This is a genomic window from Nitratireductor rhodophyticola, from assembly GCF_019891355.1.
In the GTDB taxonomy this organism is placed as follows: Bacteria; Pseudomonadota; Alphaproteobacteria; order Rhizobiales; family Rhizobiaceae; genus Nitratireductor; species Nitratireductor rhodophyticola.
This window is the reverse complement of sequence record NZ_JAHSSF010000005.1, coordinates 255470-276443: the sequence shown is the minus strand read 5'-3', so window position 1 is coordinate 276443 and position 20974 is coordinate 255470. Positions and strand designations below refer to the sequence as shown.

Genomic DNA, 20974 nt, shown 5'->3' with positions numbered 1-20974 from the left:
TCCCCCTCAGGCCAGTTTCTTGCGGTCGCGCCACGCGGTGATCGCCGTCGCTGCAATGATGATCAGGCCGACGACAACGCGCTGCCAGGTGGTGTCCACCTTCATCAGGATCAGCGAATTCTTGACCATGACCAGCGTGAACACGCCGATCATGGTGCCCAGTACCGATCCGCGCCCGCCGAAGATCGAAGCGCCGCCGAGCACCACGGCTGCGATGACATCGAGCTCCAGGCCGATGAAATCGCGCGGGTTCGCCTGCCAGATCATGGAACTGTGCAGGAGGCCGGCAAAGCCCGCCAGGAGCCCTGCGGTGCAGTAGACGAAGAAGATCGTACGGCGGGTGTTGACGCCGGCGCGGCGGGCCGATTCCGGATCGCCGCCATAGGCGTAGACGGAGCGGCCGGTCATCGTGTGGCGGAGGATGATGTGGATCACGAGGGCGATGGCCAGATAGACGAGGATCATCGCAGTCAGACCGACCGTCGCGCCGTTCTGGGCCGTTACGGTTGCCAGATCCTGTTTGCCGAATGCGATCAGCGCGTCGGGCATCTTGTTGATATTGACGATGGATGTTCCCAGGAGGCCGAGCACGAGGCCGCGTATGATCGAGGCGGTGCCGAGGGTGACGATCAGCGGGATCATCTTGAAGCGGTAGATGATGAAGGCGTTGAATGCGCCGAGCAGAACGCCGATCACGGAGGCGGCAATGAAGGGCAGAAGTACGCCGTCATAGTCGAGCGCGACCATGGTGCGCACCGTGATGTAGAGCGCGGCCGCGGAAATGGCGGGGAACGACACATCGATGCCGCCCGAAATCATGATCAGCAGCACGCCGAGCGCCATGATGCCGATCACTACGTTGGCCTTGGCCAGGCTGAAGAGATTGGCGACCCCCCAGAAGGCCGGATTGACGAGGCCGATCAGAACCATCACCGCCAGCAGGACGAGGGCAATCACGGTCTCCGTGGATTGGAACCTTTTCATCTCACCGCCTTACTTCAATGCCTTGAGGCTGTCGTTGATCGCATCTTCGGTCATGTCGGCACCGGCGAATTCGGCCACGAAACGGCCGTCATGCATGACATGGATGCGGTTGCAGTTTCCGGTCAGTTCCGGCACGTCATCCGAGATCATCAGCACGGCGACGCCCTCCTCGCGGGCAAGGTCGCGGATGATGTGGTGGATCTTGGCTTTGGAACCGACATCGACGCCCACGGTCGGGCCGTTGAGAATGAGCACTTTTGCTCCCGTCAGGAGCCAGCGCCCGAGCATGACGCGTTGTGCATTGCCGCCGGAAAGATTGCCAACAGCCGTTTCCGGCGACGGAGCGGCGATCTGCATGGAGGAAAACATATCCTCGGTCTTTTGGCGCATGGCGTCGCGGTCCAGAAAGAGGCCGCGCCGCAGGCGGTCGAGAATGCTCACCACCATGTTGCGTTCGATAGACTGGGTGAGAAAGAGACCTTCGCTCAACCGGTCCTCCGGCACATAGGCAATGCCAAGCGCGATGGCCTCCTGCACCGAATGGGGGAAGGCATCCTGTCCGGCGATGCGGAAGGATCTGGCTGTGGCATTCTCCATGCCGAAGAGCGCCTGGGCGAGCTCGGTTCGGCCGGAGCCGATCAGCCCCGAAACACCGACGATCTCGCCCGGACGCAGCGAAAGGCTGACATTGTCGACGCTTCCCGGCACGCTCAGGCTCTCGACCTCCAGGGCCGGTGGCGTGTCTGGCGCAATGTCGGGTGCGTAGGGTTCGTCGTCGAGCTCGAGCCCGGTCATGGCATGGGTGATTGCGGGTTCGTCGAAGTCGCTCATAGCGCCTTCGGCGACCTTCTTTCCGTTTCGGAACACGGTCAGGCGTTCGGAAATTTCCAGCATCTCGCGCATTTTGTGGCTGACGAACAGAACGGCGATGCCCTGCGCCTGCAGATCGCGAACAATGGCGAAGAGCGCATCGACCTCGTGCCCGGTAAGCGCGGTGGTCGGCTCGTCCATGACGATGAGCCGGGCCCTGGCGAGAATGGCGCGGGCAATGGCGACGATCTGCTTGCCGGAGGTGGGAAGGGTTTCCACCTCGGCGTCGACATCGATCTCGACGTCGAGACGGGTAAGAACCTCGCGCGCCATCCTGCGGGCGCGTGGCCAGTCCATGCGCCCGCGCCCTTCAAGCAGATAGGTGTTGAGGGCGAGGTTCTCGGCCACGGTCAGATTCCCGAAGAGGGAAAAATCCTGATAGATCACCTGCACACCCTTGTGTACGGCGGTGATCGGGTCCAGTCGGCTGACGGGTTTGCCGTCAAACAGGATTTCACCCTCGTCGGGCGTGTAGATGCCCGACATGACCTTGATGATGGTGGATTTTCCAGAACCGTTCTCGCCGGCGAGGCAGTGAATCTCACCGGGCCGAATGCCCATGGAGACGCCGTCAAGTGCGTGAACGCCACCGAAGCGCTTGCTGATGTTCTTCAGCTCGATCAGATACTCGGACATGATTTTTCCGGCAGGCTGAATGGGAAGGCCTGTTCAGGCAGGGATGAATGGCCAGTGATCCAGCGCCGGCGCACGCGAAAGTGCGCCGGCGCTTTTCAGGATCAGAAGTCGTATTTGTCCATGTTGTCGGCGGTGACGCCGACCCAGCCGGCTCCGTAGAGCAGGTTCGGACGATCTTCATTCGGCGTAATCAGCGACTCGTAGCCGTTGAGGCCGAGATTGAGCTCTGCCTTGATCTGGTCGCCCTTGCCCTCAAGCGCGGCGATGGCAAGCATGTTCATGGCGTAGCCGGCAACGGCCGGATCCCAGAACTGGATGTACTGGATGTCGCCATTGGCGAGATATTCGCCCGCGACGGAGGGGAGGCCCGTGCCGGCGAAGAAGACCTTGTCCTTCAGGCCGCCTTCGGCGATCAGGCGACCGGCGCCGGCCGAGGTCGGCATCGGAGCGCCGAGAATGCCGGTGATGTCCGGATAGGTGGTCATCGCCTCTTTGAGCTTGGTGTAGTCGGTGGCTGCGTCGTCATAGGTTTCGAGACGGTCGCCGACCATTTCCATGTCCGGGAAGTGCTCTTTCTGATAGGCGACGGCGCCGTCCACCCACTCCATCTGGCTCTTGGAGGTCAGCGAGCCGACGGTGGCGACATATTTGCCCTTGCCGCCCGTGTACTTGCCGAGCTCCTTCATAAGGTTGGCGCCGTAGGCGAGGTTGTCGAAGGCCTCGAGATCGTAATCGGTGTTTTCGAGGTTCGAGGCCTCGTGCGAAATGACGACGATACCGCGGTCGCGCGCCTTCTTGAGCACCGGCTCGACGGCTTCCACCGAAAACGGAACGACGGCGATGGCATCGACGCCCTGGGCGATGAGGTTTTCGATGATCTGCACCTGAGCGGCGGCATCAGCCTGGCTCGGGCCGACCATCCAGACATCGTGTCCGGTATCGGCCTTGAACTGCTCGACACCGTCGCGCATGCGGTCGAACCAGGCGATGCCGTCGACCTTCACGACGGTTGCGATCGTGTATTTCTTGTCGTCTTTCGTGGCGATCAGCTCATTGTTGAGCTTGGATGTATCCACGATCTGTTCCGCGAGCGCGGACGTGCCCAAAAGGGACAGGGCTAAAGAAGCTGCGGTGAGCAGAGCTTTCATTGACGGATCCTCCTCCTTGGTTCCGGTAATGCGCAGGAAATTTGCGCATCGGGAACACATATTGAACGAATTAACTCAATATCTTGCGGCAATATTGATCAATTCGGTTCAATATGATCATATCCGATCATAACCTGCAACCCTCTGCAAGCGAATGATCACACTTGCAGATACCCGCCCAGGCGATGGAGTATCGCTCAAACTCAATGGCCAGGAGAATCATGTGGCGAGACCATCCGGACGAGCGGCGCGGATTGAGGCGCTCAAGAAGCTCTGCGCGTCAGGGACCATACTGCACATCGCCGAGGCGGCGCAGGCGCTGAACACATCCGAGATAACGATCCGGCGCGATCTGGGGGATGGCGAGAATGGCATTTTGTGCCTCGGCGGTTACATTATGTCTGCCAATGAGAATGGCGAACGCTATTCGCTGTCTCATGCTCAGGGGACGAACACGCAGGCCAAGACGCAGGTGGCGCGCCGCGCGGCAGCTCTGGTTGAACCGGAGGATACGATCTTCGTGGACTGCGGATCGACGCTGCAGTATCTGGCTGCCAATCTTCCGCAGAACGCGAATGTCACGGTGGTGACGCAGGCGATGAACATCGCCGAAATCATATCGCGGCTGGAAGGGGTGAATCTCATACTGCTTGCCGGCATCTATCATCCCGAAAGCGGAAGTTTTAGCTCAGACACCGCCCTCAGGATGCTGCAGGAGATCAACATCACCAAGGGCTTTTTCTCCGCCGCCGGTATCCATGAAAGCGAAGGCGTGACCTGCTTTCACTTTCACGAGGTTGCCGTCAAACGCGCGGCGATGGCGCGGTCGCAGCGTAGGTTTCTGGTCTCCGACGCATCCAAATGGGGAAGGCTGCGCCCTGCGACCTTCGCCCAGCTCGATGAATTCGAGACCTGGATCGGCCAGCCCGAGGCCGGGTGAAGGGCGTCGTGTCATCACGACGCCCCACGCCCGCACTCAGTCGCGCAGCACCGTGAGCCGCTCCGGCTCCCAGCTAATCCAGAGCTGATCATTGGCGATTTCGGCAGCATTGCCGGCGTCCATATAGGCGCGGATGATACTGTCTTCGCGCTCGCCGACGCGGATGTCCAGCGAGGTGCGACTGCCTTTGAAGAGCTTGCTGATCACCTTGCCCTCGACGGCATTCTGATTTGCCGGTTTTTTGTTGTGGCAGGTCACGTTTTCCAGCCTTAGCGAGGCGGTGACGTTATCGCCCGCGGCGGGCCGGTGCCCATGGCCCGAACCGCGGATGGAAAGGCCGTTCCAGTCGAGAACGACCGCGTTCTCCTCCACGCCACGCACGGTGCCGTTGATCAGGTTCGTCTCGCCGATGAACTCGGCGACGAAACGGCTTTCGGGTCGGAAGTAGAGATCTTCGGGCGTACCGTCCTGTTCCACGCGGCCCGCGTTCATGACGACGATGCGGTCGGACATGGTCAGCGCTTCTTCCTGGTCGTGGGTGACGAAGAAGAAGGTTTTGCCCGTGCGCTTCTGAATGTCTTTCAGCTCGATCTGCACCTGGCCACGCAGCTTGGCATCGAGCGCGCCGAGTGGCTCGTCCAAGAGCAGGAGTTTCGGATCCGGGGCAAGCGCGCGGGCAAGCGCGACGCGCTGGCGCTGGCCGCCGGAAAGCTGGTCGGGCGTGCGGTCGCGGAAGCCGGAAAGCTGCAGGAAGTCGAGCAGTTCCGTCATGCGGCGTTCGATCTCGGGCCGTGACTTGCCCTTGAGTTCGAGCCCGAAGGACACGTTCTGGCCCACGGTCATGTGCGGGAAGAGCGCATAGTCCTGAAACACCATGTTGACGTCGCGCCGGTTGGGCGGCTGGCTTGTCACATCGACGCCATCGAGCACGATCCGGCCCTCGGTGGGGTTTTCGAACCCGCCGAGCATACGCAGGGTCGTCGACTTGCCGCAGCCGGAGGGGCCGAGGAAGGTGACGAATTCGCCGGCCATGATTTTCATGTCCAGTTGATCCACCGCGACGACATTGCCGAAGCGTTTGGTGACGTTGTCGATATGGACGATGGTGTCCTTTTCGCCGGTCATGGTCAGGAACCTTTGTTCAGGCGCCGCATGGAACGCTCGGCCCACAGGCCGAGGATCGCGGTCATGATGAGAACGATGGTGGAAATGGCGTTGATCTCGGGCGACATGCCCGAACGCAGTTTGGCGAAGATCAGCACCGGAAGCGTCGGCTGGTAGCCGCCGAGGAAGAAGGCGCGCACGAAATCGTCAAAGGACAGGAGCATGCAGAAGATGCCGGCTCCGATCAGCGCGGGCTTCAGATAGGGCAGCGTGACGCGGAAGAAGGCGACGATGCTGTCGGCTCCCAGATCGCGCGCGGCCTCGATATGGCTCTTCGGCTGGGTCGAAAGGCGCGCCATCACCACCAGAGCGACAAAGGGCACATTGTGCACCGTGTGGCCGAGAATGATGGCGAACATGCCCGGCTCGATGTCGATCAGGCGGGCGAAGATGCGCAGCGCGATGGCCGAGATGATGCCGGGGATGACCGCCGGCAGGCAGGCGAGCGCAAAGATGATCGCCTTGCCCCGGAACTGGTTGGGGCCAAGGAACACGGCCACCCAGGTGCCGATGATCAAGGACAGGATCGTGGTCGCAATGGCGATGGTCATCGAATAGCCGAAGACCGACAGGACCTGCGTGTCCTGTATGACGGCGGCGTACCAGTCGAGTGTCCAGGAGCGGATCGGGAAACCGATGAACTTCGAATCCTTGAAGCCCATGGTGACCATGAGCGCCAGCGGCACGAAGAGATAGACGATGAAGGCCCAGTAGATGACCGACATCAGAATGCGTGTGTTACGGGTCATCGCATCATCCCCTTTCCGTCACGGCCCATCAGCTTGAGGAAAAGGCCGGTTACGCCGAGCGTCGCGATCAGCATGATCGAGGAGAACGCCGCGCCCATGGGCCACTGATCGCCGGCGACGTGGAAGAAGCCGGCAATGGTTTCCGCAAAGACGGTCGAGCGTGGCCCGCCGAGCAGCACCGGTGTCGCGTAATAGCCGGTCGAAATCAGGAAGACGAGCGTACAGCCCGACGCGATGCCTTCCTTGGAAAGCGGCAGCGTGATACGGCGGAAGCGTGTCCACGCACCGGCACCGAGATCGGCTGCGGCTTCGAGATAATTGTCTGGCAGCTTTTCCAGTGCCGAGTAGAGCGGCAGAAGCATGTAAAGCGCGGTCAGATAGATGATGCCGACACCGAGCGAGAAGCCCGTATACATGAACGGTATGGGTCGATCGATGAGCCCGAGCGACTTGAGCGCCAGATTGACCGCGCCGTTGTTGCCGAGCAGGATCATGATCGCGTAGGTGCGCACGATCTCGCCCACCCAGAACGGGATGAGCAGGAGCAGCAGGAACAGAAGCTGGTTCTTGCGGCTTACATGCTTGGCCAGAAAATAGGCCACCGGATAGGTGATGAGCAGCGTGATCGCGGTGAAGATGAACGAGAAGGCCAGCGTGCGGAAGAACGGGATGATGAACACCCGGTCCTGAAAGAACGCTGCCCAGTTCGCGAGCGTGAACTGCGGCTCATGACCCACTTTTGGCGGATAGGAGTCCAGAAATCCGATCCAGAACATCTCGACGATGGGGCCGAGATTGGCAAAGAATATCCAGAAGAGCGGCAGGCTCGCCAGAATCCAGAACTGGCGGCGCTGCGACTTGAACAGCGTGTTGGCGACGGCCTGATAAGCGCCGTTCTGCAGCAGTGCTCCCCAAAAGGTCATCCTGCCATCCGGCGCGGTCGACTTTCGAAGGTCTGCCCTGTCGGTATCTGCGTGGGCCATTGAGACGGTTGCTCGTGTTTTTCATTGCGCGCTGTCCGGGGGTTGATGAACCCGGCCGCACGACGAAGGTTTAAGACCTGCCGGGCGGGGGCTGCCCGCCCGGCGTTTTGGCCATCAGGCGGCCTTGATCTGCTCCACGGCCGGGTCGACGAGCTTGTATTTCATGTCGTTGGCCTCGGCGCGGAAGAATTGCAGACCGGCCAGTTCTTCTTCCGTGAAGGACGATGCCTTTTTCTCGATGTCCGAGAGATACTGGTCGGCGCCCTTGTAGGTGGAGATGAAGCCCGACGACTGGGTCATCTGCGCGCCCACTTCCGGATTGGCCAGCAGCGCATCGAGAAGCGTATAGGCATTGTCGGAATTGGGAGCATTGTTGGCGACGTTCAGCGTGTAGACGAAGCCATAGGTGCCTTCCTTCGGAATGGTCATGTCGACCGGGAAGCCATCGGTGATGAGCTTGGCGATCGGGCCGTTCCAGGCGTGAGCCAGGACGATGTCCTGATTGATGAACATCTGCTGCACTTCCGCGCCTGCGTCGTAATATTTGCGCACGAGCGGCTTCTTCTCGATCAGGAAGTCGCGTGCTTCCGCAACGATCTCCGCAGCCTTCTCCGGATCGTCCATATAGGCGACCATGTTGCCGTCATAGCCCTTGTAGAGCATGACGACGGACATCATGTCCTGGATGGTGTAGGCCGTCTGTCCGCTGTACTTGTCCGAGAAAAGAACGTCCCAGCTCTTCACTTCGTCTTCGCTGACAACCTCGGTGTTGTAGGCGAGGATTTCGGCACCCGACAGGATCGGCGCGCCCCATTTGTTGCCGTCGATTGTGGCCCAGTCGCTCTCCGAATAGATCGGGTTGATGTTGCCCCAGTTCTTGAGGCGATCCGTATCGAGCGGAGCCAGAAGATCGGAAGAGATGAACTGAAGGAAACGGTGCCCGGCGACCGTGACGATGTCGGCGGTCGGGTTCGGTGCTTCGGCGGCGAGCAGGTTGAACTGCTTGCCCTGATCGTCGACGAGGCGGATCTGGATTTCGATGCCCGTGTCCTTTTCGAACTCGGCCTTGAAATCATCGGGAATGAAGTTGGCATAGGTCCACACATTGACGACGCCCGAGGCGCGCGCTGCTGTGGAGCGGAGATAGGCAGGGGCAGCGACAAGGGCGGCGCCGGCGGCGCTGCTCTTGATGAATTGCCTGCGGTTGGTGATGAATTTGGTCATCGTTCTAACCCTCTTTCGGTTGGTGTCTGTTCGTCGCGTTCTCAATCGTGTTGTCGGAGCTCTTGGCGGCCCCTGTTGTCGCCCTGTGTTTATGCGGGTTGCGTCTGCGAAGCATAGCCCTCACGGCACAGGGTCTTCAGGTCATCGAGTGCCATCGTGTCTATCGCCAGGGCGTTGAGAAGCTCGTTCTCAGCGAAGAAATCACGCCCATACATGGCGGAGAATATTTCCACGCCGGCGCGATGCAGTCTGGCGTCACACCCGGTCAGTTCACCGAGTTTCACGGTCATGAGCAGGCCATAAGGCACGTCTTCGGTGACGTAGCGGCTGTCTGCCGTGGCAGGACCGGTGCCGCCGCGGCCTTCCTCATGCATTTTCTGGTTCATGGCCGAGACGGTGTCCTGCGGCACGTGGAACGACAGATGAAAATGCTCGAATATGGTGCGGACCGAAAGGCCAAGCGCTTCTGCGATGGCCAGCCGCTCACGGTCGAGCGCTTCGAGAAGCCGCCCCACATTGGGTGTAACGTTGAAACCCTGGCTCCAGGTTTCGCCATGCTCCATGCGGGTCATGTTGCACAGGGCGATGCCCATATGGTTTTGCGGGTTCAGATTGCTGAGGCCAATGGCGAGCAGTCCGTCGCGCTCCACAAAGCGATCGCCGAAAAGACGCTGGCAAAGCTCCAGTCCTTCGCTGGCCCGGCTTTCAGGAACCGTGCAGAGATCGACCTTGCTGCGCACGGTGTTGACGCTGGCCTCCACCAGGCTCGGCTGGCGGCCTGTCGTGGCGGTGGTGCCCCATGCGACGATGGGGGCTGTGATGCCGCGCGCGGCCAGAAGCTTTGACAGGTAGAGCGCGCCAAACGAGGCGTGCGAGGAAATAATCACCGCCTGATCGGAGCGGATATGCGGTGCGATCGCATCGAAGACGTGCTTGTGGCCGTAGCCGGGCAGGGCAATCAGGATCACGTCTGCATCGGCGACGAGCGCCTCGGCCGACGGCGCAACGCCCGGACGGAACGTGCCTTCGACAGCACCGGTGGCAATCAGGGGTTCGCCCGCTGCCAGTCTCTTTGTGCGTTCGCCGGAGGGCGACCAGAGAACCGGGCTGTGGCCCGACTGCTCAAGAAAGGCCGCGGCGCCGAAGGCGATGGCTCCGGCCCCGGCGATGCCCACACGCAGATTGTTTTCCACTTTACTCAAAACATCAGCCCCAAAAGTTTCTACTCGACCACCGGATCGCCCAGCGTGTGCATCAGCCGGTTTGCCCAGCCGAACAGCGATGCGGACAGAATGAGATCGAGAATCTCGTCGTCCTTGAGCCCGGCATCGCGCAGCGCCTGCATGTCTTCTTCGGTCGCCTCGCTCGGCGCCTTGGACAGCTTTGCCGCAAACAGGAAGATCGCCTTCTGGCGTTCATCAAGTTCCGCTTCCTCGCCATCGGCGAAGATGGCCTGCATTGCCAGCTCATCCTTGGTGAGCTGGTTGTACCGGCTCGCATGGACGGCGGCGCAATAGACACAGCGATTGACCACCGAGGCGCCAACGGCGCTCAGCTCACGCTCTGCCCGGCCCATGCCGCCGCGATTATACATGATCGCGTTGAAAAGCGGGGTGCGGACTTTCAGCGTCTCGACATCATTGGCGAGCACGAGCACATAGTCGGAGACCTTCGTGTTGGAAGGCGTGACCTTCAAAGCGTCGAGCTGTTCGGGCGTGGCCTCGTCCAGCCTGATGGGCTGAACGCGCGGGCGCCAGCCGGGGATCTTCGTGGTGAACTCGTGGATGATCGTGCTCATGCCGTCGCCCTCATCAGCTTGAGGCCGGCGATCACGCGGATCTGATAGGCCAGGAATGCGTTCAGTTCGGAAAGCCGGACGATGTCGGCGTCGGAAATGCCGGCGCTCTTCAGTGCTTCGATGTCTTCCGGTGTCGTGTCGCGCGGATGCGTGGAAACGAGGTCGGTGTAGGCGAGAAGCGCGGCCCGTCGGGCATCCCCTTCGCCGTCATGGGCCGGGTCGGCCATGGCTGAGACGGCTTCGTCAGCACCAGCTTCTTCGAGCAGTGTCATGTAGTGCGCGGCAAGGGCCTCGTCTTCGTTGAGCCGGGCAACCCGCGTGGCGAGTGCGGCGCGTTCTCCATGGGAGAGGCCGCCCGGGTCGCTGGGCTTCAGGGCAGCATCATGCGTTGCCTGCGTCATGGCCATGATGTCGGCGCGGCCTTCGAGTGCTTCGCGGACGGAGCCGCTTGCGCCGATCCCGGCCTGTGCGATGACGATGTCGTTGGGCGAAAGGTCGCTCATGCGGTGTTCAGCCTCCAGTCTGATAGGTCGGTTCGCGCTCGCCCCTGGCTGCGCAGTCTTCAAGCTCGGTTTCGGTCCATTCGTCGCCGAGCAGTTCGGGCTTTTCGTAGTCGAGCATCGCCCGCCAGTGGGTCTCGACGTCTTCGCCGTAAAGCGTTGCGGCGATGGAATAGGCGAGCCAGCGGGCACCGTCGCTGATGCCGGGAATGTCGCCGGAAACCTTACCGAGGCTCGCGGAAGCACCGTAATTGAAGCAGTAGATGCTGGAGAGCCACGGGGCGGCACCGGGCGTGCGCTCGCGGAAAGAGAAGTCGGCGTTCAGGTAGGGGAAGTTGGCCAGTTCGCGGCTTTCCTCGCCGGCCGGCGGCGTGTAGCGGTCGCGCCAAAGCAGGATCTCGCCAGCGGCATCGCCGAGCTCGGCGCGGGCCAGGGGATCGACGGTGAAACCGGTGCCGAGGATGAGATAGTCGGTGCGTACGGTCTTGCCGGCGGTGGTCTCGATGACCACCTCGTCGCCGTCGTTCCAGACGCGGGCTATGCCCTGCCCGAAATGGAAGAAGGCATTCTCATGCCGGCTGACGCGCATGGTCGAACCGCGCGGCGAAGGCGTCTGCGTGCTGAAGGAGTACTGCATGAAACGCCAGCGCCATTCGTCCGGCAGTGCCGCATAGCCCGATGTGAAGCCGAAGGAGCCGATGCCCATCATCTTGTTGATGGTGGGCATTTCGCGGCGGCGGATGAGGTGGCGCACTTCCTTGGCGCCGGCTTCCAGCGCTTCGGCCGAATTGTCGACCGCCGAGGCGCCGACACCGATCACGACGACGCGCTTGCCCTTGAGCGAAGGGAAATCGATGTCTTCGGAGGAGTGGGCCCAGAGATGTTTCGGCAGGCCGGAAACGAAATCGGGAATGTTGGGGTGGCCGGTGCCGTCGCGGCCTGTTGCCATGACGAATTTGCGGGTGAGGACGGAGCTTTCCTTTGCGCCCGCGCCGCGCAGCTCCAGCCGCAGGAATTCACCCTCCGGCGTGACACTGGTGACCTCCACCTCGTTCTCGACGGGGAGATCGAGCACGTTCCGGTACCAGATGAGATACTCCATCCACATGGGACGGGGGATCTTGTCGAGCCGTTCCCAGGCCGCGGCGCCATGCTGCGCCTCGTACCACGCGCGGAAGGTCAGCGCCCCCATGCCATAGGCCGGGCCGGGCAGTGTCTTGGGCGAGCGAAGGGTTTCCATGCGGGCATAGGTCAGCCACGGACCTTCGAGCCCTTCAGGGTTTCGGTCGAAGATGCGCATGTTGCGGATGCCGCTGGTGCGAAGCGCGAAGCTTGCGACGAGGCCGCACATGCCGCCGCCGATGACCACCACATCGTGAATCTTTTCGCCCCTGCCGCTCTGCTTCTCGGGCACCCAGTTGGGCGATGGAAGGTTGAGGCAATCGAGATCGAAGCGGATGCGCTTTGCCAGGGCATCCAGACTGTTCGCGGCTCCGGGCGTGGTGTGGGGCTGACTGGTCATTCTGATCCTCGGTGGGGGACCGGACTGTCTGAAGCATGCCGGTCTATGGTCTGCGCACTGCGTGCGGGGTCGAGTATCTGCAGGTCGGGAATGAGACGGAGCGCTTCGGCTTCGACGGCTTCGATCATTTGGGTGACGAGAGGGCGAAGGGGGCGTGATGACGCGGTGACGGCGCCCCAGTAAAACGGGACGGCAACATCGATCGGCCGTATCACCACACCGGGCAGTTGCACACCGTATGCGCTGACCGGGTCGATGATGGAAACGACGCCGGTTTTCTGCACAAGACGGAGTGCGGAATAGGACACATTGGTGCGGATCAGCGGGCCGGGTGTGACGCCGCGCGCTTCCATCGTCTGCGAAACCTGTCGCTGGAAGCGGCCCGGATCGAGCATGGTCACGAACCTGCGACCGGCAAAGGCCGAAAGCGGCACCACGTCATGGTCGGCTAGCGGGTCGCCTTCGGGCAGGGCGGCAACGTCGTTGGCACAATAAAGGCGCACGACCTCCAGACCGGGCACATCCAGCGGCATGCTGGAAAAGCCGAGTTCGGCACCGCCGGAGCCCACTTCCTGGGCAACCCGGTTGGGCAGATATTGTGCGATCTGGATTTCAGGTGGCAGTTTTTCGACGGCGAATTGGGAAAGCGCGGCGGGGATGACGCCGGTTGCGATGGCGGATGTCGCCGCCACCTGAAGCGTGCGGCCCCGGCCGGTGGCAATGGCACGCGCGCGGGCTGCCAGTCCCGTCAGCGAGTTCAGGACACGGCGGGCTTCTTCTTCGAAGGCGATGCCCTCATCGGACAGCATGACCCGCCTGCCGGCGCGCTGGAGAAGCGAAAAGCCGAGTTTTGCCTCAAGTTCCTGGATGGTGCGGGTGACGGAGGGCTGAGAACGTTCCAGCAGCACCGCCGCTTTGGTGATGCTTCCTGTTTCGGCAACAGCCAGAAAAGTCTGAAGGTCCCGCGTCTCCATCCTTTATATGCTATATGAATGATTTCAAATAATCTATCCAAAATTGACATATATCAATGCACGCCCGAAAAATGCCGGCGCGCAGAGTGGCGGAGCCCTTCGTCCCCCGGCTTCAGATGAAGCCGAGGCCATTGATGAGGATCAGCAGGATCGCCACGGGCGCGACATAACGGATAATGAACCGCCATGCCCCGACCAGAGCCGGAGCAAGAGTGGAGCCGTCGACAAATTCTTCTTCGCCCCTGTGCTTCAGAACCCACCCCAGGAACAGGGCGACCAGAAGCCCGCCGAGCGGCAGCGTGATGTTGTTGGTGAGATAGTCCAGCGCATCGAAGAGCACTTTTCCACCGATGGTGAAACCGGACATCACGCCGAGGCTGAGAGACGCGGGCACGGCAAGGGCAAAGGTGGCAATGCCGGCTGTGACGGCCACTTTCTTCCGGTTCGCGCTGCCTTCGTCCATGAAATAGGCGATGACCACCTCCAAAAGGGCGACCGCGCTTGTCAGCGCGGCGATGGCCAGCAGAAAGAAGAAAAGGGCGGCGAAAAGAAAGCCGAACGGCATCTGCGCGAAGATCGAGGGCAGGGTGATGAAGGTGAGGCCCGGCCCGGCGGTCGGGGCGGCACCGAAGGCAAAGACCGCCGGCAGGATTACCAGCCCGGACAGCACGGCGACGAGTGCGTCCAGAACCGTAACGGCGAGGGCCGAACCGGCAATGTCGTCATGGCGCTGCATGTACGAGCCATAGGTGATCATCGCCCCCATGCCGAGCGACAGGGAGAAGAAGGCCTGCCCAAGGGCAGCCAGCAGGGTCTCCCACGTCACTTTCGAGAAATCGGGCTCCAGAAAGAACGCAATGCCTTCGACGGCACCGTCCAGGGTGACCGAGCGCGCGACCAGGACCAGGAGAATGACGAACAGCGCCGGCATGAGGATGCGCGCCGCACGCTCGATGCCGCTGGCGACACCGCCAAGCGCGACAAAGACGGTGAGCCCGATGAAAAGTGCGGTGTATAAGACCGGCTCGAGCGGATCGGTGATGAAGGCATCGAACACGCCGCCGATGTCTTCCGGATTTGCCGTCAGCACCGAGCCGGTGATCGACTTGATCATGTAGGCGACGGTCCATCCGGCGATCACGCAGTAGAACGACAGGATCACGAACGCGGTGAGAATGCTCATATACCCGACAATCGGCCAGGCGCCGCCAGCGAGTTTTCTGAACGCGCCTGCGGGATCGAGCTGCGTTGAGCGGCCGATGATCAGCTCCGCGACAAGAACCGAGACGCCAATCGAAAAGACGATGCCGAGATAGATCAGGAGAAACGCCCCGCCGCCGTTCTCCCCCGTGACATAGGGAAAGCGCCAGACATTGCCCAGGCCGACAGCCGAGCCGGCGGCAGCCAGAATGAACCCCATTCTCGAGGTCCAGTGTTCGCGAGTTCGATTCATGATTTCAAAAATCTGCTATCTGGAGGAAACGTGTTTGCCTGAACGGAAATGACTCCGGTTTTCGTTCAGCCCGGCCAGTTCGGGAGCCTCAAGGTTCCCTCTGGGGGTGCATTCTGTATCGCCGACCGGAGCCGGCGCGATGCGGTCCGGTGGCGTGTAGGATCATTCACGGCGAACTGCAAAATCAATTTGGTCATCGCGCGGCAACATTTGATGATCCGAAAATGAACGGTTCTGCTTCATGCGCTTTCTGCCATAGCTGCCGCATTTGCGCTGCACACCGAAAACCTGTCGATGGGGGAGTGTTGCGGAAGCTCTTTCGTTGAAAGAGCGGGCGGGGTTCATCAAGGTAGAGACATGATTCGATCTGCGCCACAACGAGCCAGAGGGCGCTACGGTCCACCATGTGGCGGCGCGATATGTGCAGGATGTTTCCTTTGTCTGGCATCGGACGCCCGACAAGAAACAGTCGCCGCCGATACGGAATCTGAGAGATGAGCCCGCAAGCCAGCCGGCACAAGAGTGATGTGGACGCAGACAATCCCCTGTTCGATCGGGAACTGGAGCATCTGCCGCCAGCCCTGCGCTGGCGCGAATGGATGGCGCGTGTGGAAGCGGTGATCTTCGCGGCGCCGGACCCGGTCAGCCGCGAGACGCTGCTTCGGGTTGTGGGTCGCGACTGCAATCTCGATCTGATCATCGAGGACATCCGCGCAGAACTTGCAGACCGGCCTTATGAACTGGTGCGTGTGGCGGGTGGCTGGCAGCACCGGACCCGTCCGTCACTTGCCGAGGCGATACGAACGGCATTCGGCATTGTCGAGACCGGGGAAAGCCTGAGCGATGTCGAGGCGCTGGTGCTGATGACCATTGGCTATTTTCAGCCGATCACGCGCGCCGAGCTGTCGAGGTTTTTTGCCCGCGAGATCTCGCGCGATGTGATCGCTAAGCTGCGCCGTTCCGGGTTCATCGCCTCCGGTCCGCGCAGCCCGCAGCCGGGCGCGCCCTATACCTATGTGACGACGTCGGCCTTTCTTGCCCATTTCGGGTTTGAAACGCTTCGAGATCTTCCTGATTTCGAGAAGCTGGAGGATGCCGGCCTCCTCAACAAGGAGCGGCTCCTTGAAGACATTCCAGGCGCCATCGAGCGCTGGTAGCGTCGCACTAATTTATTGAAATATAATAATTTTTGCGAATGCACTCCGAGTGCGCCCGCTGTTGGCCGGGTGACGTAACTCCACACGCCGAGCACCAATCCGACGTGAGAGCGATTGACTGAGATGCGAAACGGTGTAATAAGTTCGGTAACAGAACGAACTAAAAGAAATGGCTGTGAACGAAGCTCCGCGCATCTCCCGTCAATTCTCTCTCTGCATGGTCATGGAGGCGATCGTTCATTGCGGTCCGATCTCCCGCGCAAGCATTGCCAAGCAGACAGGTCTTTCCAAGCAGACGATCTCCGAGATCGCCCGTCAGCTCGAGGAGGACGGTTGGATCCGGGAGACCGGGCGCACCCAGGGGCATGTGGGGCGAAGCGCCGTCACCTACGAAATCGTCCCGGACGCAGCCTGCATCGCCACCGTCGATCTTGGTGGTACCAAGGTGCGCGCGGCGATTGCCGATCTTTCCTGTCAGGTTCTGGCGGAAGTGACCGAGCCGACGGATGCACGGGGCGGTGTTCATGTGATCAGCCAGATTGCCCGTCTTTGCCGCGAGGCTGCGGCGCACAACAATATCCCCTATGAAAGACTCCGCATGGCCGTTGTCGGTGTGCCTGGCGTGCCGGATCAGGAGCGCGGGCGCATTGTGATGTCACCCAATGTGACGGGTTTCGAGACGCTCGATGTGCGTGCGGCGCTCGCCGCTGAACTCGGGGTCGAGATCGTTCTGGAGAATGACGTCAACCTTGCCGCCATCGGTGAGCACTGGATTGGCAGTGTCGCCGGTGTGGACGATCTGGCCTACATCGCCATCGGAACGGGTATTGGCGCGGGGCTGATGGTCGGTGGCGTCCTGGTACGCGGCTTCGGCAACGCGGCGGGTGAGCTTGGCTTTCTGCCGTTTGGCACCGATCCGTTTGAAGCGGAATCGCTGAAGGTGGGTGCGCTGGAGCGCGTGACCGGAACCGCGGGCATCCGCCGGCGATATCGGGAGCTGTCCGGCCGTGAACTCGACGTTCCGGGAATTTTCGATGCGCTTGGGGCGGGTGACGTCCACGCGCGTCAGGTTCTCGACGAAACGGCGCGCTATGTGGCGCGCGCCGTCGCCGCGATCTGCGCGATCACCAATCCCGGCAAGGTCGTGCTCGGAGGGTCCATAGGCAGCCGCAGAGAACTGGTCGAGCGTGTGCGCGACCTGCTGCCGCTCTGTTTTCCGTCTCCGGTGGAGCTCGATGTTTCCGAGCTGGGGTCGCGCGTTGCGATTGTCGGTGGCGCGGCCGTGGGGCTCACACATCTTCATTCAACGCTCTTCGCAGGCGGTGTGCCGGGAGCCGAGATCAGCCTGCCTCCGGCGAAGGTGGTCAAGCTGGTGGAGGCGGCGCAATGACGGGCGACAGGAGCGTGCAGGACAGGCTGAAAAGCGCTTTCGATGCCGATTCCGCGCTGGACCTTCTCAAGGGCGCGATAGCGCGGGAGAGCGTGACCGGCAACGAGGCCAACTTCGTTTCCTTCCTTGAAACGCAGATGTGGAAACTCGGGCTCTCGCCGCAGAGTGCCGAATTCCTGCCAGGCCGTCCCAATGTCTGGGGCGAGCGCAAAGGGGCGGGCGGTGGTCCGCGGCTCCTTTTCATCGGCCACACCGACACGGTGCATGTGCGCGGCTGGGCCGAGCACTGGGAGGGCACCGAGCGCGAAAACCCGTTCTCCGGCGTCGTCATCGACGGTGAAATCTGGGGGCGGGGCTCAGGCGATCTCAAGGCCGGCATCTCAGCCTCGCTTTGCGCGCTCGATCTGCTGGATCGAGCGGGACTGGCACTCAAGGGTGACGTCTCCTTTGCGTTCGTCGGTGACGAGGAGAGCGGGGAACCCGGAACGGGTGTAAGTGCCGGCATCAAGGACCTGACGCAGCGCTTCGAACGCGGCGAAATCGCAAAGCCGGATTTCGCGGTTTATGTCGAGCCGACGAAGCTCTCCGTTTTTCCGGCCCAGATGGGTTTTTTCATTGCGGATGTCACGGTGACCGGAAAGTCGGCCTATTTCGGTGTTCCCGAAGAGGGCGTCGACGCGCTCAGGGCCATGCACGGTGTTCTCGATGCGATCTGGCGCCACTCGGACGCGATTGCCGGAAGGGCCAGCCACCCGCTTGTCGGACGGGCCTTTGCCCTTGTGACCGGCATCGATGGCGGCGGCTATATAGCCGTGCCTGGCGAATGCCGGATTTCGCTCATTCGCAAACTTTTGCCCGGCGAGGCGCTGGACGATGCGGTCGCTGAGCTCGAGGGCGTGGTCAATGAAGCCGTCGCCGGCACCGGCACATCCGTCTCGCTGGACTATCCTGCCGGCCGGGACCATCGCCATGGCGGATCGCCTGCCGAAGTCGATCCCGAACGCCCGGACATTCAGGCCCTGGCGGCAGCGATGAATGAAGCGCTGCCGGGCCGGGGCGCGGTGACCGGGGCTCCCTACTGGTCGGAAGCGCCTTTCCTGATCGACCGGGTCGGTTGCCCGACCGTCTATTGTGCGCCGGGCGATATCTCCAACTGCCACACATTCGAAGAGCGCGTGAGCGTTGAGGAATATTTCGCGGGCATTGTCGGCTTCGCGAGCTTTATCGCCGGCTATTGCGGCATCGAAAACGCATAAGCGCCCGCAAGGGGCAAAGAGAAGGGGAAGAGGAGAAAATCATGTCGATAGTCAATCTGTTGCGCGCGGCATCGCTTTCCGCGCTTTTCATCACGGGTGGCGCTTATGCGCAGACCGTTGGTCCGCAGGGCGAGACCGCTACGCCCACAGCCGAGGTTTCGGTTCCCGACGATAAGGTCGAAGGCCTGAAGGCAGGCGGCCACCGCGCAGCCCTTTTGTGGCACGACCAGTCGGATTTCGTGAATGCGGTGACGGCCGGCGCAAGCGACGAGTTCGCGCGACTTGGCATTGAAGTGGTGGCAACCACCAGCGCCGGTTTCGACGCCGCCAAGCAGCGCAGCGACATCGAAACGGCCATGGCCAAGAAGCCGGACATCATTCTTTCGCTGCCGCTCGACCCGGTGACATCGGCTGCGGCCTTCGAGGAAGCGAAGGCGCAGGGTGTGAAGCTTGTTTTCCTCTCCAACCTGCCGAAAGACTACAAGCACGGTGCCGACTATGCGGCGATTGTCACCGACGATCTGTTCCAGATGGGCAAGCAGGCCGCCGATGCGCTGGCAAAGGCCATGGGCGGCAAGGGCACGGTGGGCTGGGTCTATCACGATGCCGATTATTACGTGACCAACCAGCGTGACAACGCCTTCAAGACCACCATCGAAAACGACTATCCGGAAATGAAGATCGTTGCCGAACAGGGCATCAGCGATCCCGCGCGGGCAGAAGAGATCGCGAATGCGATGCTTCTGAAAAACCCGGATATCGGCGGCATCTTCGTGACCTGGGCGGGGCCTGCCGAAGGTGTTCTGGCCGCCCTGCGCGCCAATGGCAACAAGACCACGAAGGTGGTCACGCTCGATCTAAGCGAACCGGTCGCGCTCGACATGGTGCGTGGTGGCAATGTGGCCGCCATCGTCGCCGATGAAGCCTACGAGCTTGGTCGCGCCATGGCGGCGACCGGCGCACTGGCTCTGATCGGTGAAGAGACGCCGCCTTTCATCGTTGCGCCGGCTGTGACCGCCACTGCCGACAATGTGGGCGAAGCCTGGCAACAGTCGCTGCATGTGGATGCGCCGAAAAGCGTGATGCAGGCCGGGAAATAATGCCTGCGCGGCGGCCGCCGGGCGCGGCCGCCAAACGGGGAAACGGGAGGAAACGATATGAAACTCAAAGCTCTTATTGCAGCGGTTCCGCTTCTGGCAGTGACAACCGCGATGGCCTTTGCCGAACAGCCCGCGACGGTCGGGCCGAACGGTGAGGCGCCAACGCCGGCGGCTTCGCTCACCCTCAGCGATGCGGATATCGAGACCATAAAGTCCGGCGGCCACACCGCCGCGCTCGTCTGGCACGAACTCTATGACTGGTCGAACGCCGTCGCGCAGGGTGCGAAGGATGAATTCGCCCGACTTGGCATCGAGGTGGTCGCGGAGACCGATGCGGGTTTCGACACCGCGCGCCAGAAGGCCGATGTGGAAACGGTGATGGCACGCAATCCCTCCATCATCGTATCGCTGCCCATCGATCCGCCGACGGCCAAGTCCGTCTATGGCGTTGCCAGGGATGCGGGCGTCGAGCTCGTCTTCATCGACAATGCGGTGCAGGGCTTCACCCATGGTGAGGATTACACGACCGTGGTTTCGGCCGATCTCTTTCAGATCGGCAACAAGGCGGCTGTGGCGCTGGCCGAAGCCATCGGCGGCAAGGGCAAGGTGGGCTACATGTTCCACGATGCCGATTTTCCGGTCACCAATCAGCGCGACGGTGCGTTCAAATGGACCATCGAAAACGCGTATCCCGAAATCGAGATCGTGATCGAATCCGGCATGACCGACCCGGCCAATGCCGAGGACATTGCAAGCGCCATGCTCTCGCGCAATCCCGATCTCGACGGCATCTATACTCCATGGGCCGAGCCGGCTCTGGGCGTGCTCTCCGTTCTCCGTCAGCAGTCCAACGACCGGACCAAGGTGGTAACGATCGATTTGAACGAGCCTGCCGCGCTCGACATGCTGAAGGGTGGCAACATCGCCGCGATCATCGCCGACGAGGCCTATCAGATCGGCGTTACGGCGGCGCGGGCGGCGGCAGCGGGCCTGCTCGACAAGACGGTGGAGCCTTTCCTCGTCGTCGATGCGCTGAGTGTCGGCTCCGACAATGTTGTCGATGGCTGGATGCAGTCGATGAACCGGCAGCCGCCGGAAAGCGTCAGGGCCGCGGCCCAGTAACAAC

The 20974-nt window shown here is 61.7% G+C and carries 19 protein-coding genes; 6 read left to right on the top strand and 13 right to left on the bottom strand.

Going from position 1 to position 20974, the window contains the following annotated elements; genetic code table 11:
• Positions 1 to 6: 6 nt before the first annotated feature.
• The 3 genes from KUG85_RS19725 to KUG85_RS19715 form a co-directional block, all read right to left on the bottom strand.
• Positions 7 to 984, bottom strand: coding sequence for an ABC transporter permease (locus KUG85_RS19725; protein WP_223006468.1), 978 nt, complete (start codon positions 982 to 984; stop codon positions 7 to 9).
• Positions 985 to 993: 9 nt separating this feature from the next.
• Complete coding sequence (locus KUG85_RS19720) at positions 994 to 2490, bottom strand: sugar ABC transporter ATP-binding protein (protein WP_223006467.1); 1497 nt, start codon at positions 2488 to 2490, stop codon at positions 994 to 996.
• 101 nt (positions 2491 to 2591) lie between these two features.
• Complete coding sequence (locus KUG85_RS19715; RefSeq protein WP_065817861.1) at positions 2592 to 3638, bottom strand: autoinducer 2 ABC transporter substrate-binding protein; 1047 nt, start codon at positions 3636 to 3638, stop codon at positions 2592 to 2594.
• Between the two features lie 154 nt (positions 3639 to 3792).
• On the opposite strand from KUG85_RS19715, the gene KUG85_RS19710 reads away from it, so the two are divergent.
• A complete protein-coding gene (locus KUG85_RS19710) occupies positions 3793 to 4578 on the top strand; it encodes a DeoR/GlpR family DNA-binding transcription regulator (protein WP_255606489.1) in 786 nt (261 codons plus the stop codon).
• A gap of 36 nt (positions 4579 to 4614) precedes the next feature.
• Here KUG85_RS19710 and KUG85_RS19705 read toward each other — a convergent pair whose 3' ends face one another.
• The 10 genes from KUG85_RS19705 to KUG85_RS19660 form a co-directional block, all read right to left on the bottom strand.
• Positions 4615 to 5703: an ABC transporter ATP-binding protein gene (locus tag KUG85_RS19705; RefSeq protein WP_223006466.1), complete on the bottom strand. Its 1089-nt coding sequence runs from the start codon at positions 5701 to 5703 to the stop codon at positions 4615 to 4617.
• Between the two features lie 2 nt (positions 5704 to 5705).
• Positions 5706 to 6491, bottom strand: coding sequence for an ABC transporter permease (locus KUG85_RS19700; protein WP_007010292.1), 786 nt, complete (start codon positions 6489 to 6491; stop codon positions 5706 to 5708).
• Positions 6488 to 7474, bottom strand: coding sequence for an ABC transporter permease (locus tag KUG85_RS19695; protein WP_007010293.1), 987 nt, complete (start codon positions 7472 to 7474; stop codon positions 6488 to 6490). Before KUG85_RS19695 ends, KUG85_RS19700 begins: the two co-directional genes overlap by 4 nt.
• A 114-nt stretch (positions 7475 to 7588) precedes the next feature.
• Positions 7589 to 8698, bottom strand: a complete 1110-nt coding sequence (locus KUG85_RS19690; RefSeq protein WP_223006465.1) for an ABC transporter substrate-binding protein — start codon at positions 8696 to 8698, stop codon at positions 7589 to 7591.
• Positions 8699 to 8787: 89 nt separating this feature from the next.
• Positions 8788 to 9879 carry an NAD/NADP octopine/nopaline dehydrogenase family protein gene (locus tag KUG85_RS19685; RefSeq protein WP_223006609.1) on the bottom strand — a complete coding sequence of 364 codons (1092 nt, stop codon included), beginning with the start codon at positions 9877 to 9879 and terminating at the stop codon, positions 8788 to 8790.
• Positions 9880 to 9920: 41 nt separating this feature from the next.
• Positions 9921 to 10496, bottom strand: coding sequence for a peroxidase-related enzyme (locus KUG85_RS19680; protein ID WP_223006464.1), 576 nt, complete (start codon positions 10494 to 10496; stop codon positions 9921 to 9923).
• Positions 10493 to 10999, bottom strand: coding sequence for a CMD domain-containing protein (locus KUG85_RS19675; protein WP_223006463.1), 507 nt, complete (start codon positions 10997 to 10999; stop codon positions 10493 to 10495). The genes KUG85_RS19680 and KUG85_RS19675 overlap by 4 nt, the downstream gene beginning before the upstream one ends.
• A 7-nt stretch (positions 11000 to 11006) precedes the next feature.
• A complete protein-coding gene (locus tag KUG85_RS19670) occupies positions 11007 to 12518 on the bottom strand; it encodes an NAD(P)-binding domain-containing protein (RefSeq protein ID WP_223006462.1) in 1512 nt (503 codons plus the stop codon).
• Complete coding sequence (locus tag KUG85_RS19665) at positions 12515 to 13492, bottom strand: LysR family transcriptional regulator (protein ID WP_223006461.1); 978 nt, start codon at positions 13490 to 13492, stop codon at positions 12515 to 12517. The genes KUG85_RS19670 and KUG85_RS19665 overlap by 4 nt, the downstream gene beginning before the upstream one ends.
• A gap of 112 nt (positions 13493 to 13604) precedes the next feature.
• A complete protein-coding gene (locus KUG85_RS19660; RefSeq protein WP_065817853.1) occupies positions 13605 to 14945 on the bottom strand; it encodes a sodium-dependent transporter in 1341 nt (446 codons plus the stop codon).
• Positions 14946 to 15439: 494 nt separating this feature from the next.
• Between KUG85_RS19660 and scpB the strand changes: the two genes are divergently transcribed.
• From scpB to KUG85_RS19635, 5 genes are all read left to right on the top strand, one after another.
• On the top strand, positions 15440 to 16102 hold the full coding sequence (gene scpB / locus KUG85_RS19655; protein ID WP_223006460.1) for an SMC-Scp complex subunit ScpB: 663 nt from the start codon (positions 15440 to 15442) through the stop codon (positions 16100 to 16102).
• Between the two features lie 223 nt (positions 16103 to 16325).
• Entirely contained in the window at positions 16326 to 17492 is a 1167-nt protein-coding gene (locus tag KUG85_RS19650) for an ROK family transcriptional regulator (protein ID WP_255606487.1), read from the top strand.
• Positions 17489 to 18748: a M20 family metallopeptidase gene (locus KUG85_RS19645; protein WP_223006458.1), complete on the top strand. Its 1260-nt coding sequence runs from the start codon at positions 17489 to 17491 to the stop codon at positions 18746 to 18748. The genes KUG85_RS19650 and KUG85_RS19645 overlap by 4 nt, the downstream gene beginning before the upstream one ends.
• Before the next feature lie 41 nt (positions 18749 to 18789).
• A complete protein-coding gene (locus KUG85_RS19640; RefSeq protein ID WP_223006457.1) occupies positions 18790 to 19848 on the top strand; it encodes a substrate-binding domain-containing protein in 1059 nt (352 codons plus the stop codon).
• A 57-nt stretch (positions 19849 to 19905) separates the two neighbouring features.
• Positions 19906 to 20970, top strand: a complete 1065-nt coding sequence (locus KUG85_RS19635; protein ID WP_223006456.1) for a substrate-binding domain-containing protein — start codon at positions 19906 to 19908, stop codon at positions 20968 to 20970.
• Positions 20971 to 20974: the final 4 nt, after the last annotated feature.